Raw genomic sequence first — 15,488 nt, 5'->3', positions numbered from 1 at the left:
TTTTCCTTTATATTATATATTTTCGCACGTACTCTTATTCAGAGTTGCCATCCATGCTAATGCAAATTATTTCAAAAAATCTCTTACTCGTTTTCTATTTTTACAATAGACATTTTATCATTATAAGCTGCATTTCCTTTAGATTTTAATGCTAATGTTGCTTGTTCTAAGCTATCGTATTTCTGATAATAAATATAATACTTACTTGTATTTACATTATAAAAGAAATTAACATCTGTACGTCCAGAAGCAACAGTTTTAGTCAAAAATTCATCACGTTTTGCAATATCATTATGAACCGCAATAGTTAAGTAGTAACCACTTTTTTCATTCTTAACATTCTTAACAATTTGAATATTTGATTGCTCTTGACCAAAATCAAAATCACTCACTTGTAAGGGTGTCGTAGTTAACTTAGTCGTTTCTTTAATGCGTTTAAGAGTAGCTACATCTTTAGCATATCTACCTTCATCATTCTCAAAATTAGCACGCTTGATACGACGTTTCTTTTCAATCTCAGTTTCAACTTTAATTTTTTCTAAAGTTGCTAGCAATGATGTATTCATTTGATCTAATCTTGCTTGACCCGCTTTTAACTCATTAATTCGCGTTAAGTAAGAAAGTGTAAGTGCATCATTTTTATTTGGATTCTTTTTAATTCTATCGTTATATAACCTAGTCAAATTATCCAAGGCTGTTTTTTGACTTTTGTTAAGATCTTCTAGTTGCGCTGTTAAAGCTGCTAATTTTGCATTTTCGTTAGCGATACTTTTAAATGGTTTAGGTTCTTTAAAGATACCCTTTTCACTTAAGTCATTTTCCTCACGAATATCGTCCAAGTCTTTTTGTTTACTTGCAACAGAAGCGTTTAATTCATCTATTAAATTATCTTGTTTTTTAGATTCTGTATCAAAATTTTGTACAATGTTATCCATTGTTCTCGCATTATCATCTTTAGATGCCTCAATTGCTAATTTCGCTTTACGTGCTGCTTCAACTGCATTTCTCTCACTCTCTTCAGCATCAACTTTAGCTTGGGCTGCAGCAGCAATTTTTGCTTTAGCAGCAGCTTCAGCATCCGCTTTCGCTTTTGCAGCTGCAACTAATTTAGCCTGAGCTTCAGCATCTGCTTTCGCTTGTGCATCTGCAGCTAGTTTAGCTTTTGCAGCTTCGGCATCCGCAGCTAGTTTTGCTTTCGCAGCTTCAGCATCTGCTTTCGCTTGTGCATCTGCAGCTAGTTTGGCTTTTGCAGCTTCAGCATCCGCTTTCGCTTGTGCATCCGCAGCTAGTTTGGCTTTCGCAGCTTCGGCATCCGCTTTCGCTTGTGCATCCGCAGCTAGTTTGGCTTTTGCAGCTTCGGCATCTGCTTTCGCTTGTGCATCTGCAGCTATTTTGGCTTTTGCAGCTTCAGCATCCGCTTTCGCTTGTGCATCCGCAGCTAGTTTCGCTTTTGCAGCTTCAGCATCCGCTTTCGCTTGTGCATCCGCAGCTAGTTTCGCTTTTGCAGCTTCAGCATCCGCTTTCGCTTGTGCATCCGCAGCTAGTTTGGCTTTCGCAGCTTCGGCATCCGCTTTCGCTTGTGCATCCGCAGCTAATTTGGCTTTCGCAGCTTCGGCATCCGCTTTCGCTTGTGCATCCGCAGCTAGTTTGGCTTTTGCAGCTTCGGCATCCGCTTTCGCTTGTGCATCTGCAGCTAGTTTGGCTTTTGCAGCTTCGGCATCCGCTTTCGCTTGTGCATCCGCAGCTAGTTTTGCTTTCGCAGCTTCGGCATCCGCTTTCGCTTGTGCATCTGCAGCTAGTTTGGCTTTTGCAGCTTCGGCATCCGCTTTCGCTTGTGCATCTGCAGCTAGTTTGGCTTTTTCAGCTTCAGCATCCGCTTTCGTTTGTGCATCCGCAGCTAGTTTGGCTTTTGCAGCTTCGGCATCTGCTTTAGCTTGTAAATCTGCAGCCATTCTTGCGTTGGCAGCTTCAGCATCCGCTATAGATTTAGCATCTGCGGCTAGTTTTGCTCTCGCAGCTTCGGCATCCGCTTTCGCTTGTAAATCTGCAGCCATTCTTGCGTTGGCAGCTTCAACATCCGCTTTCGCTTGTGCATCTGCAGCTAGTTTGGCTTTCGCAGCTTCAGCATCTGCTTTCGCTTGTAAATCTGCAGCCATTCTTGCGTTGGCAGCTTCAGCATCCGCTTTAGCTTTAGCATCTACATCTAGTTTTGCTCTCGCAGCTTCAGCATCTGCTTTCGCTTGTAAATCTGCAGCCATTCTTGCGTTGGCAGCTTCTGCATCCGCTATAGATTTAGCATCTGCGGCTAGTTTTGCTCTCGCAGCTTCAGCATCAGCTTTAGCTTTAGCATCTACAGCTAATTTCGCTTTCGCAGCTGCGGCATCGGCTTTCGCTCGTGCATCTGCCGCTAATTTTGCTCTCGCAGCTTCGGCATCTGCTTTTGCTCGTGCATCTGCAGCTAGTTTGGCTTTCGCAGCTTCGGCATCTGCTTTTGCTTTTGCATCAGCAGCTAATTTTGCTTTCGCAGCTTCAGCATCAGCTTTTGCTCGTGCATCTGCGGCTAATTTTCCTCTCGCAGCTTCGGCATCTGCTTTTGCTTTTGCATCTGCAGCTAGTTTGGCTCTCGCAGCTTCGGCATCCGCTTTTGCTTGTGCATCTGCGGCTAGTTTTTCTTTTCCACTTGGTTGTGCATCCGCTTTTGCTTGTGCATCTGCAGCTAATTTTGCTTTGGCTGCAGCCTCAGCATCTGCTTTCGCTCTTGCATCTGCAGCTAGTTTTTCTTTTGCGGCAGCTTCAGCATCTGCTTTTGCTTGTGCATCAGCAGCTAATTTAGCTTGAGCATTTGCAGCCCTAGTTTCTGCATTTATGTAAGGGGCTCTATTGCTTCCCTGTATTGTTTTAGCTTTTGATATTGGGGCAAGTAAAGCGCCTTCTTCTTCATCATCACCATAGTAATAACTTTTAGACTTGAATCTATATGCAATTAAGAACTCATGTGAAGCTCCAAAATTAGCAAAGTTTCCTGTTCCTCTCTCGTAATTATATTCAATTGAAATAGAAGGAGTGATATTTGCTCCAAGTCCAGCAGACATACCATATACTGTATTATAACCTGCTTGAATCCAAGCACCTTGCGGAATAGTAAGCATTCCTACACCTGAAATAACTGTTTTCTCTTTCTTAAATTCAGAGCGAACTAAAGCAGAGAATTTACTTTTATCAAAAAAACCATAAGTATCTAGGAAACCTGTGTACATTAAATGTACTTGTAAACTTTGTTCAGGATCGTCTTTAATAATTTCAGAAGTAGCGAAATTATATAACGCAAGATTATTCATTGCTAGTCCGATATCGAAAAAAGCATTTCCATAATTAATTCCTGGACTAACTGATAAAAGGGTATTTGAAGGAATATTATCTAATGCAGGATCTGGCGTGTTAACAATAACTTTTCCGTTATTTAATCCACTTTTATAACCTGCAACATTAATACCTAAAGTTAAATTACTATCTTCTTGAAGTACTATGTTATGAGCAAAATTTCCTATTGCACCAAAGGTTGTTAGTAAACCATAGTTTTGTTGAAAAAGTCCAATTGCCATACCCTCATTCTCTCTAAATCTACCTGAGTAACTCACTAAATACGTTTGTGGAGCATCTTGAAAAGTAACCCATTGTCTTTTATTATAAAAAGAGGCATAAGTAGCGTTTTGTCTAACAAAACTGAATGCAGGATTTATAGTGTATAGATTATATTTTAATGAATTTCTAACAGGTAGGGCAAACGACACAACTCCATCCCCAGCAGTATCCTGAGAATAGATTTTTTGTGTGAAGCCATAAAATAAAGTTACAAAAAGTAAAATTTTCTTCATATTATTTTATTACCGTTATTGATCCTTTTATCATTTTATTATCCTTTGTTGTTATAATATAATAGTAAACTGGATTTATATTTTTAAAATCTATATTTGATAAAGGCCACATATCTAAATTTACATTTGGCCAATTATATGAATAATCATCAGTTTGGTATACTATGTCACCATTTGCACTGATTATAATTACTCCTACTCCTTTATTTAAAACTTCCGGAGGTGTTTTCAGCTCTGGTTCTGGTAGCTGAAAAAACCATTCTTTATTATTCTTATAAACACTACTCAGAATAATAACATTAGGAATATCAGTAACATCTGGAAAAGGATCACTAGTCAACCTAACAGTAAACGGAAGTTCTTGATTTATATTACATGAACCTGCTTGAGAAATTATAATTTTATAATTTCCTTTACTAGAAACCTCATAAACATTAGTAGTTGCGCCAGCAATTGGATTATTATTAAGATACCATTGAAAGGTAGGAGAGCTTGCATCAGTAGTGGCAGTTACAGTTAATTTGTCACCAACTTCAATAACATTATCGTCTGGAACATCTATAGAACTATTTATTGCTTCTCCTTGTAACTCAATTGTAGCTGTGGCTTGACAACCACCAAAATCAACTTTAACATCATATTTACCAGCAACAGTAGCTTGATAATTGATAGCTGTTGCTCCATCAATCTTTACACCATCTTTAAACCATTGATAGCTATTTCCAGCAACTGCAGTTAGTGTTGTTGCACCTTCAGAAGGACAAAAAGGATTTCCCTTACTTGATGTTATTGATGCACTTGCACTCGTTGCAGATTGAAAAACTTCAACAATATTAGAATACGAATCAGAATCAGAAGTACAGGCACCATAATTAGTCTTTACAAAATACGAACCAGGTGATGTTACCGTATAACTGCTACTACTAGCAGTTGCTACAGGTGTTTCAGGTAACAAAGGGCCATTATATTTAAACCAATTATAAGTTAATGATGGAAATTGTAAAGGGGAATTAGTAACTCCATTACCATTAGGATCAACACTTAAAATATAGCTTCCGCCAGCACAAAAAGTGGCGTTAGGGATAGCATTATTAATAGTGAATTGTGTATCGTGTTGCTTATAGTAAGCTGGAAAAACAATAGATTTTTGCGGAGACAAGGGCAAAGAAGCAGTGGTACTTTTTACTCTAATTTGGTATTTTTCTCCTGAAGCATTTGTAGGAATAGCAACCTTTACTTTACCTGGAGCGTTAAGTTCTCCAACTGCTGTTGTATAAATAACAGTAGGACTAGAAAAATCGCCATCAGCTGACGACAACTCTACTATAAACTGATTCGCAGGATCTAATGAAGGAGATGCTGAAAAGTTTATTTGTACTTCAAATGAATTGAAGCCAGGATTAGCACAAGCTTGACTAAAAATAAATGTAGGCTTACCAATTATTAATTGGGCATATACAGCATTAGTTAATGGTAATACCAAAAACAAAATATAAAGAAACTTTTTTATCATTAGGGGCGGCTATTATTCCTACTTTAAAAATAATTCTAAAACAAACGCAAGGAATTGATGAACCAGATCATCAATTCCTTGCTTAAAACATTGAAAATTAAACAGATACAGTAATTAATATTTACTTGAAGCTGTTATTTTACCAATATTTAATCTATAATCAGGACGTTTAGGGTTGAAAATATCAATAAACGTCTCTTTATTATCTCCTTGAGAATAGTAGTTTAAAAAGCTACCGTTTCCGTACCAGCTTTCTAAATCCGTGTTATCAGAATTGTATTCGGTAAAAATATTTCCTTTACATAAGTTGAAATACATTTCTTCAAATTTAATTTTCTTCAAGTTATTCTCATTAATTTCAATTCCGTTATTTAAAACAACAGCAGGATTAAAACCTGAAATAACCGTTCTTTTCATTTCTAAACTTGCATCATTACCTACGTAAACAGCTTCTTTAACTAATCCTGATTGAATATCAGCATTAATATTTTCGCTATCATTTAACATTGTAATGTTATAAGCAACAACTGAAGTATGTTTTTTAGAAAAATCAGTTTCTTCTTTTTTATCATAAGAAGCAATTTCCATACAACGAGAACCATCTTTATTACCTGATAGGTAAGAAGAACGTACCGCTAATGAATTAAAAATTTTACTTTGAACTCCTTGTGTATATTTAAAGTCATCGTTTATAGTATGAAACGACACTAATTTTGAAGCATTAACTTCTCCTCCAATGAAAGTAAATGAATCTCCTCCAGAATAGCTAACCATCACATTTTCTAATACCGTTTTATTACCTACACCTGCAAAAGTAATTGCATTTAATGGTTGAGAACCTTTCACTCTTTTACCAGCAAACTCTACCCTTACATAACGCATAACTCCTGAGTTGCTTTCTATGTTGTTCCCACCATAAATAGTCATGGCTGGATTAAAGTCATAAATAAGTGAAGCCATGTTTCCGAATTTATTAATTGGTGCATCACCAAGAAAAACAATTCCTCCCCAATCTCCAGATTTTTTCACTCCTCTATTAGAACTAAACACAATAGGGTCTGTTTCTAAACCATCCGCCATAATCTGGCTTCCTTTAGTAAAGATTAAAGTTCCTTTTGTATCAAAATCACCAATAATTACTGTTCCTGGTTCAATTGTTAATACTGCATTGTTAGTAACATAAACATTTCCTTGAATTAAGTAAACGTTTCTTTTTAACAATTTAGTATTTACTGAAATAACTCCAGCAAGTATTTGGTTTGCTTCTCCAAACTCTACTTTATTAGGCTTGAATTCAGTCCAGCCATACAACCAGTTTGTATACCCCATAATACCTTTTTCTTGCTGAGCATTTGCGCTACAAACAATAAAAAAAGCAATCCAAATAAAATGTAATGTTTTTTTCATGAGAAGTTTAAATTTTAATAGATTAATTGCAAATACCCTTGTGAGGTAATTGATACAGTTCAAAAAAATAGTAATGAACTGTATCTAACATTTAACCTAAATAGTTACAATAAATAATTTTATTGAAATTTTATTTGTATTCATTAAATAAGTGCAAAGACTTAATAGTGCTTTCGTAAAATAAAATTCCGGCAACAAGGTTTTCAGTATCAGCATAAGGGATAATCCTTCTTTGATACTCAATTGTTGATGTTAAATAAGCCTCTGTTGCCTCAGCTTGTCCATCTTGTAATTTCTTTTTATCACCATCAAATGGTATTCCTAAGTCAATCATTGTTAGACCCGGTTTTGTTGCTAACGCTATAAAAGGTAGCGTTTTTGTCAATACTTTTATTCTTTCGATATATAATTCTAACAATTCCCCTTTTTGCATCCCTCTCAATTCATCTTGAGTGTGGTAACCTCGTATAACTGCTGTTGTACTAATAATACTTTGAGGCGCATTTCTATTTTGCGATAAAATAACCTGACTAGTAAAAAACATACATAGCCCTAAAAAAATAATTTTCCCTTTCATAAAAATTGTTTTGTTTTTGTTATAATTAAACAAATTTATACAAATTAATTCAACAAACAACTATAATACAATAAATTATAATTTTTTGTTAAAAAAAACCTTAAAAATCATTAACAATCAATGTTGATAAGTTTTTCTTGTACTCCTACTATTTAATTACTTTTTGTTGATTTTAAAATTTAATAACTCCAATTTAATTAATTACTTATTTTGTAAAACTTTGTTTACCAATAACTAATAGCGACTAAAGCTTATTGAACCCTTCAATAAAACTAGTGCTAATATTAAATAAACAATATCCATGCCACTAATAATACATCCAACTAAAAAACAAACTAAATTGTTAAAAAACAACTGTAAATAAATTATTTACACAATTACTTCAAATACAACAATAAGTAATTTAACTACAAAAAACTGATTTTATTGTACAGACAATAAACAAAAAGTATAAAATTTAAACTTTCCTTATGAAAATTTTCGTCTAATCCATTTTCTATTATCTTTGCTCTATGCAATTTTCTGAAATACTAGGACAAGAACACATTAAGAACCATCTGACAAAAAGTGCCGACTTAGGAAGGATTCCGCATGCACAATTATTTGTTGGACCGGAAGGTAGCGGAACTTTAGCCATGGCAATTGCCTACGCACAATACATATTATGTAGCAATCAAAATGGTGAAAACAATGGTACAAATGAGTCCTGTAATATAAAATTCCAAAAATTATCACATCCCGACCTACACTTTGCTTACCCAACAGTGACTACTGACTCTGTAAAAAGAAGTCCAAAAAGTATTGATTTCATTACAGAATGGAGACAATTTGTCTCTCAAAATCCTTACGGAGGGTTGTTTGACTGGTATGCCATTCTAGGAGTACAAAATAAACAAGGTGAAATTAGGGTAGATGATGCGCAAGAAATATTAAAGTCACTTTCGCTTAAAGCGTATGAAGGTGGCTATAAATTCATGCTGGTTTGGATGGCTGATAAATTAAACATCGCTGCCTCCAATAAATTATTAAAATTACTAGAAGAACCGCCAGAAAAAACAATATTCATTCTGATTTCAGAAAATGAAGAAGATATTATTCAAACTATTCGCTCGCGTTGCCAAATACTACACTTTAATGGTTTAACCGAACCTATAATTGCCGAAGCGCTTGTAGCACGTGAACAAGTAGATCCTAAAATTGCTGCAAAAATTGCGCATCAAGCACAAGGAAATTACAGTATTGCTTTGCATTTATTGCATGATGATAGCGACGCTCATCCTTTTGAACAATGGTTTGTTACTTGGGTTCGTGCCGCTTTTAAAGCTAAAGGAAATGCTGCAGCAATACAGGACTTAATTCTATGGAGCGAAAAAATAGCTGCACTTGGTAGAGAAGCTCAAAAGAAATTTTTGGAGTTTTGTATCGAAATGTTTCGCCAAGCACTACTCATTAATTATGAAACAAAAAGTTTAGTATATTTTGAACCCAAAGTCGAAAAATTCAAATTAGAGAACTTTGCTCCTTTTGTTAATGGAAATAACATACAAGAAATTTTCACTGAAATCTCTGATGCCATGTATCATATTGAGCGTAATGGAAATGCTAAAATTATTTTAACTGATTTATCGATAAAACTCACACGCCTCATCCATAAAAAATAACGATATGAATAATGTAGCCTCCATGTTAATTTTAGTTTTTCTAGCCGTATCCTTCATCCAATCAGGATACGATAAAATATTTTATTGGAAAGACAACCTAGAATGGTTAAAAGAGCATTTCGCTCAAACTAAACTAAAAAATCATGTTCCCCTGGCGCTATTGAATGTATTAATTTTAGAAATGATCTCAGGTATACTTTGTATTGTAGGTTGCATTCAGTTAATCGTAAATAACGAAAGATTATTTGGATTCTATGGAGCTATATTTTCTTGTATTACATTGATCATGTTACTTTTTGGACAACGATTAGCAAAAGACTATGACGGAGCAAGAACCATTGTAATCTATTTTATTCCAGCTGTAATGGCTGTTTTTTGGTTAAACTAAAAATAAAAACACTCAATTTACATTTATAAAAACATGACACCAAAACATCCTTCAGAATCTATAACAATCTTAACCGATTTAGTTTTACCAAGTGAAACAAATCCGTTAAACAATCTTTTTGGTGGCGAATTGTTAGCCCGTATGGATCGCGCAGCAAGCATAGCAGCACGCAGACATTCGAGAAGAATTGTAGTAACAGCATCAGTAAATCACGTGGCTTTTAATAGAGCAATTCCTTTAGGGAGTGTGGTTACGGTCGAAGCCAAAGTATCGCGTTCGTTCAAAAGTTCGATGGAAATTTACATTGATATTTGGGTAGAAGACAGAGAATCCGGTAATAAAACCAAAGCAAATGAAGCAATTTATACCTTTGTAGCCGTTGATGACACAGGAAGACCTGTTGAAGTACCCCAAATTATACCCGAAACTCCTTTAGAAAAAGAACGTTTTGATGCCGCATTAAGACGCAAACAATTGAGTTTGCTACTAGCCGGAAAAATTAAACCCGAAGACGCCTCAGAGTTAAGAGCATTATTTATTTAAATCGTATAGAACAAGACTTTTTATCTTTAATTATTCTGAAAGGAGAAAAATTTAATTAAAAAAAAAGAACTAATTTTACGAAACATTAATCTTAAATGTAAATGAAATTTGACGAAATCAAGATGTTTCTGCTAATTTCTTAGAGCAATAAAAAAATACAAATGAAAGAAAAGGTAAAAGAGAAGATGAGTACAGAGAAAGAAGCCAAATTAAAAGCCTTACAGTTAACGCTTGACAAACTAGACAAAACTTACGGAAAAGGAACCGTAATGAAAATGGGAGATAAAGCCATTGTTGAAGTAGAAACTATTTCATCTGGATCTCTAGGAATCGATTTAGCATTAGGAGTTAATGGCTATCCAAAAGGAAGAATCATTGAAATATATGGTCCAGAATCTTCTGGAAAAACAACCTTAACATTACACGCTATTGCCGAAGCTCAAAAAGCAGGTGGAATTGCTGCTTTTATTGATGCAGAGCATGCATTTGATAGAAACTATGCTGAAAAATTAGGTGTAGATATTGAAAACTTAATTATCTCACAACCAGATAATGGAGAACAAGCATTAGAAATTGCTGAAAACTTAATTCGCTCTGGCGCAATTGATATTGTGGTTATTGACTCGGTTGCTGCTTTGACTCCTAAAAGTGAAATTGAAGGAGAAATGGGAGATTCTAAAATGGGTCTTCATGCACGATTAATGTCACAAGCATTAAGAAAGTTAACTGGAACAATTAGTAAAACCAACTGTACTGTTTTCTTCATCAATCAATTGAGAGAGAAAATTGGAGTTATGTTTGGAAACCCTGAAACTACAACGGGTGGTAACGCTTTAAAATTCTACGCTTCAGTACGTTTAGATATTCGTCGTTCTACTCAAATTAAAGATGGTGACAACGTACTAGGAAACAGAACGAAAGTTAAAGTGGTAAAAAACAAAGTGGCACCACCATTTAAAATAGCTGAATTTGATATCATGTACGGAGAAGGAATCTCTAAAACTGGTGAAATATTAGACCTTGCAGTAGAATTTGAAATTATTAAAAAAGCAGGTTCATGGTTTAGTTACGGTGAAACAAAATTAGGACAAGGACGTGATGCGGTAAAATCTTTAATTAAAGACAATCCAGAATTAGCGGATGAACTTGAAGTTAAAATCAAAGAAAGAATAAAAGAATTAGCTGATGCTTAATCTTCTATAATCGAATAATTTAAAAATTCCCGGATGAAAATTCGGGAATTTTTTTTTATAATTATTTTTGTGAAGCAACCTTTTAAATAAATTGGTATCTAGAAAGAGTATTAACCAATAAAATTTCAAAAAATGAAAAATTTAAAATTAAAAGTAGTTGCATTAGTATTATTTGTTTCTGCTGGATTTACTTCCTGTAGTAAAGATGATGAACCATCACTGGTAACCAAAACAGCATTTGTAACAGTGGTTGAGGGAGCCGAAACTGCAACTGTAAATCAAGAACTAACTTTCAATCTTACTTACAGCGTTGAAAACAACTGTGGTGTTTTTAATAAATTTATTGAAACAACTGCAGAAAAAACTACAACTGTAGTAGTTCAAACTAAATACGAAGGAAGCAATTGCACAACTGATGCGGCTACAAAAACAACAACATATCAATTTAAGGCTACTGCAGCTGGAACTTATATGTTGAAATTTCAAAAAAATGCAACGGAATATATCACTAAAACAATCGTTGTAACTACTGCATCTTAAAAAATTAATAGCGGCCGGACAATTTTCGGTCGCTTTATTTTTTATGTTTCTCAATTTCAATTTATAGCTTTAAAAAAAGTTGCTTTTTTAACGCAACCTTTTTTGTTTTATTGACTCTTTATAAAAGACCTACAGGATATCTTAGCAATTATAAACTTTGTACTATGAAAAAAATTATATCATTTTTAGCTTTAATCGTTTCCTTATCAGCCTGTACACTTGATAATGATAACAACGATTACTACACATACCAAGTCCTTCCAGTAACAAGTTATGTACTCCCTGAAACTTTTACATTAGGGCAAACCTACACCATTACCTTAAAATATCAAAGACCAACGGCTTGTGATCTATTTCAGGGCATTTATTACAGTAAAGACTTAAATACTAGAACAATAGCCATACAAACTGCTACTAAAAATAATCAAGCCTGCACACAGGAATTACCTGAATTATCAGAAACCAAATTTGATTTTAAAGTAACTAATACGGGATCGTATATTTTTAAGTTCTTTAAAGGGAAAGATATTGAAGGAAAAGATACCTTTGAAGATGTTGAAATTCAAGTTGTTGACAAAAATTAAAACCTGTGATATTAGAGCAACTCATAGCTGAATGTAAAAAAAACAATCCCAAAGCACAAGAACAATTGTATAATTTGTTCTCAAGAAAGTTCTTTGGTGTTTGTTTAAAATATTCTAGCAACTATGCTGATGCACAAGATAATTTACAAGATGGTTTTTTAATTATTTTTCGAAAAATAGAACAGTACAGCGGTAAAGGTTCGTTTGAAGGATGGGCCAAAAGAATTCTAATCAACTCGGCACTACAAAAGTTTAAAGGTGTTCGTTTTATGGAAGTATTAAACGAGAACATTCCAGAAATTGAAGTCGAAATTGATGAAGAAGGGATACCGTTAGATTATTTGATGCAAATCATACAAGAGCTTCCTGACCAATACCGCATAGTGTTCAACTTGTATGTTTTAGACGGCTATTCACACAAGGAAATTAGCGAAATGCTCAAAATTTCGACAGGAACAACCAAATCAAATTTACATAGAGCCCGATTATTACTAAAAGAAAAAGTGGAAAACCGAATAGAAAACAAGTTAGAATCGTCGGCAAAATGAAAGAGAAAAAAAACATAGACCGCTTGTTTCAAGAACAATTGAAAGATTTTGAATCGGTACCAGATCCCCAAATTTGGTTAAACATTGAAGCCGAGCTAAAGAAAGATAAGAAAAAACGAATGGTTATACCGTTCTGGTTTCGCTATGCAGGAACAGCAGCAGCCTTACTATTAGGCTTTTTGCTATTTCACAATTACACTACTTCCCCAACTGATATTAATAGCACTACAGTGGTAACTACTATTGATACTATTAATAAATCGAATGCGCTTACTAATGAAAATAAAGAAAAGTCCCCGTTGCTTCCCATCAAACAAACACAGCAAGTTGTAGTAACTAATCCTAAAAACAGTAACGATGATGAAAAAGAAAACACAGTTGTTGTATCCGCTAAGGAAAACAAAAAATCAAAAAATACTAAAGCGAATTCTCCGTTTCATATCCCAAAAAATAATACATCGGTAAATCAAGCTATTGTAAGTAAAACTGAATCGAAACAAAATATTTCGAGAAAACAACCCACTTTAAAACACTCTGAACAAACTAATGATTCCGTGCTAGATCAAGCAGTTGTTAATCGATCTGAATCGAAAGACAAATTTTTGGTAAAAAAAGCAGTTATAAATCACTCCACTTCAAATACTGATTCAGTGACAAAGGAAGGAATCGCTACTAAAAATGAGTTAAAAAAAGAGACCGTAAATACTACCACATTAGCCGAAAATGCCACACATTCGAATAACATAAAAGATAATGCAAACGTTATTATTCAAGCATCAGTAGCCAACAACAAAATCGATGAAAATGTAGCAACAACCGAAACAAAAAAACAAGAAGAAAATAACGCTACAACTCCCAATGAATTAGAAGCGATTTTAAAAAGCAAAACAACTAAAGATACACAAATAGCTCAAGTTGTATCTAAGAAATGGGAAATAGCACCTAATATTGCGCCTATTTACTTGCAATCAAATTCTGGTGGATCGCCTATTGACAATAACTTATCAGAGAACGCAAAAACTGCTGACAAGACAATGAGTTATGGGATTGGGATTAAATATGCTTTAAATCGCAAAATAGCGCTTCGTACAGGGATAAATAAAGTGGTTTTAGGCTACAACACTAATGACGTCTATTATTCAGCTGGATTCGCCTCTAATAACATGGCGAATATTACTTATAGTCCTACTGCTGCGGTTGAATTGAAAAGTGCAACGCAATACAACTCCTTCTCTCCAACTGAAAAAGAAATCCAGCAGACAAATCTAGGTAGCATCAATCAAAAAATGGGGTATTATGAATTTCCATTAGAAGTATCGTATGCACTCTTGAATAAAAAAATTGGCGTAAGCGTTATTGGCGGATTCAGTACTTTGTTTCTCAATGAAAATAGTATTGCATTAGAGTCTGCTCAAGCTAATATTTCATTAGGAGAGGCCAATAACTTAAACAAAGTGCATGTTAGTTCTAATTTTGGAATTGGTTTTAAGTATCAATTTTTAAAATCTTTTCAGTTTAATTTTGAGCCAATGGTTAAATACCAACTCAATACTTTTTCTAAAAATGATAATGATTTCAAACCGTTATTTATTGGTTTGTATTCCGGAGTTAGTTACCGTTTCTAAAACGATTTAATTGATTTAAAATAGTTTCTCTAATTCCTTCGCGAAGGTCTTTCCTATCCAAACTCGTTTTGCCTAATGTGTGTACCACTTTACTAACATGAACACGCATAATTCCTGGGCCACCGCTAAGGAAGGTAAACGAAAAACGTTTTTTATTATCGGCAAACGTAATGGGAACAATTGGGATTTGGTGCTCAATTGCAAGTCTAAAAGCGCCGTCTTTAAAACTGTCTAACTCGACCGATTCATCATCAGGAACGCCACCTTCAGGAAAAATACAAACACTTAAACCGTTGTCAATGCGCTTTTGCGCCTGCTTGAAAACTTCTAATCGACTTTTTGAAGAACCTCTATCCACTAAAATACAGCTGCGTTTATAGAAAAATCCAAATAATGGAATCTTTGACAATTCTTGTTTTCCAACAAAAACAAAAGGATTTTTTATAACTGCCAGCATCAACATAATATCAGTCATTGAAGTATGGTTTGCCACAATCATGTAACTTTTATTAGGTTCAAGCTTTTCTTCTCTTTCTATTTTATAGTAAAACCCCATTCCGAATAGAATGAATTTTGACCAAATACGGGCCATTTTAAAAAAATAAGGATATCCTTTATCTGTGCTGATAGAAGCTACAAGTAACGGAAACATGATCAAAATAGGAATGGCCATTAATACATAAAACCAAATGCGCCAAAGTGTCCAAAGAATAATTTTTATGCCTTTCATGTGTCCAAAAATAGGAAATCAAAAGTTATATTGCGTATAAATTTTTAATTTGTAGCAAATTTCTGTGTTACGACATAATGAGAGGCAATTCGCTTGCTTTATTTTAGATTAAAATAAAACGACTATCCGCTACAAGATTTCTAATTAGAAAGGCGATCACATTTCACAAATTTTCGCAGAATATTTATAAATGATCTACTGAAATCTCCAAAATCTGTGTACTCTTTTTTTACTGCCCAAAACGGAAAGCCATAAAATTAATTTAAAATAGTTTGTACAACGATTTACAAATTGAGGCTGCTAG

14 protein-coding genes are annotated in these 15,488 nt (G+C 34.3%); 9 read left to right on the top strand and 5 right to left on the bottom strand.

The features are described from left to right. Positions 1 to 83 precede the first annotated feature (83 nt). Positions 84 to 3,875, bottom strand: coding sequence for a PorP/SprF family type IX secretion system membrane protein (locus HNP99_RS04195; RefSeq protein WP_173851594.1), 3,792 nt, complete (start codon positions 3,873 to 3,875; stop codon positions 84 to 86). Between the two features lies 1 nt (position 3,876). Then, positions 3,877 to 5,358, bottom strand: coding sequence for a gliding motility-associated C-terminal domain-containing protein (locus HNP99_RS04190; RefSeq protein ID WP_173851592.1), 1,482 nt, complete (start codon positions 5,356 to 5,358; stop codon positions 3,877 to 3,879). Here HNP99_RS04190 and HNP99_RS17765 point away from each other — a divergent pair. Further along, a complete protein-coding gene (locus HNP99_RS17765; RefSeq protein WP_256434525.1) occupies positions 5,346 to 5,474 on the top strand; it encodes a hypothetical protein in 129 nt (42 codons plus the stop codon). The genes HNP99_RS04190 and HNP99_RS17765 overlap by 13 nt on opposite strands. A 28-nt stretch (positions 5,475 to 5,502) precedes the next feature. Here the strand turns inward: HNP99_RS17765 and HNP99_RS04185 are convergent, their stop codons facing one another. After that, complete coding sequence (locus tag HNP99_RS04185) at positions 5,503 to 6,795, bottom strand: hypothetical protein (protein WP_173851590.1); 1,293 nt, start codon at positions 6,793 to 6,795, stop codon at positions 5,503 to 5,505. Between the two features lie 130 nt (positions 6,796 to 6,925). Beyond that, positions 6,926 to 7,372 (bottom strand): hypothetical protein, encoded by a 447-nt coding sequence (locus HNP99_RS04180; RefSeq protein ID WP_173851588.1) that lies wholly within the window; start codon positions 7,370 to 7,372, stop codon positions 6,926 to 6,928. A 512-nt stretch (positions 7,373 to 7,884) separates the two neighbouring features. On the opposite strand from HNP99_RS04180, the gene HNP99_RS04175 reads away from it, so the two are divergent. The 8 genes from HNP99_RS04175 (at position 7,885) to HNP99_RS04140 (ending at position 14,454) form a co-directional block, all read left to right on the top strand. Then, a complete protein-coding gene (locus HNP99_RS04175; protein ID WP_173851586.1) occupies positions 7,885 to 9,033 on the top strand; it encodes a DNA polymerase III subunit in 1,149 nt (382 codons plus the stop codon). Between the two features lie 4 nt (positions 9,034 to 9,037). Beyond that, complete coding sequence (locus tag HNP99_RS04170; protein ID WP_173851583.1) at positions 9,038 to 9,421, top strand: DoxX family membrane protein; 384 nt, start codon at positions 9,038 to 9,040, stop codon at positions 9,419 to 9,421. 33 nt (positions 9,422 to 9,454) lie between these two features. Continuing rightward, positions 9,455 to 9,964, top strand: a complete 510-nt coding sequence (locus tag HNP99_RS04165; RefSeq protein WP_173851581.1) for an acyl-CoA thioesterase — start codon at positions 9,455 to 9,457, stop codon at positions 9,962 to 9,964. Positions 9,965 to 10,149: 185 nt separating this feature from the next. Further along, entirely contained in the window at positions 10,150 to 11,157 is a 1,008-nt protein-coding gene (gene recA, locus HNP99_RS04160; RefSeq protein WP_173851825.1) for a recombinase RecA, read from the top strand. Positions 11,158 to 11,289: 132 nt separating this feature from the next. Then, positions 11,290 to 11,697, top strand: a complete 408-nt coding sequence (locus HNP99_RS04155) for a hypothetical protein (protein ID WP_173851579.1) — start codon at positions 11,290 to 11,292, stop codon at positions 11,695 to 11,697. 164 nt (positions 11,698 to 11,861) lie between these two features. Further along, on the top strand, positions 11,862 to 12,281 hold the full coding sequence (locus HNP99_RS04150; RefSeq protein ID WP_173851577.1) for a hypothetical protein: 420 nt from the start codon (positions 11,862 to 11,864) through the stop codon (positions 12,279 to 12,281). Positions 12,282 to 12,286: 5 nt separating this feature from the next. Beyond that, on the top strand, positions 12,287 to 12,829 hold the full coding sequence (locus tag HNP99_RS04145) for an RNA polymerase sigma factor (protein ID WP_173851575.1): 543 nt from the start codon (positions 12,287 to 12,289) through the stop codon (positions 12,827 to 12,829). Then, entirely contained in the window at positions 12,826 to 14,454 is a 1,629-nt protein-coding gene (locus tag HNP99_RS04140; protein ID WP_173851573.1) for a porin family protein, read from the top strand. Before HNP99_RS04145 ends, HNP99_RS04140 begins: the two co-directional genes overlap by 4 nt. On the opposite strand, the gene HNP99_RS04135 is transcribed toward HNP99_RS04140, so the two are convergent. Then, positions 14,438 to 15,184, bottom strand: a complete 747-nt coding sequence (locus HNP99_RS04135) for a lysophospholipid acyltransferase family protein (protein ID WP_173851571.1) — start codon at positions 15,182 to 15,184, stop codon at positions 14,438 to 14,440. The genes HNP99_RS04140 and HNP99_RS04135 overlap by 17 nt on opposite strands. Positions 15,185 to 15,488: the final 304 nt, after the last annotated feature.

Source organism: Flavobacterium gelidicaeli (assembly GCF_013294005.1).
In the GTDB taxonomy this organism is placed as follows: Bacteria; Bacteroidota; Bacteroidia; order Flavobacteriales; family Flavobacteriaceae; genus Flavobacterium.
This window is presented reverse-complemented; position numbering and strand designations above follow the sequence as displayed.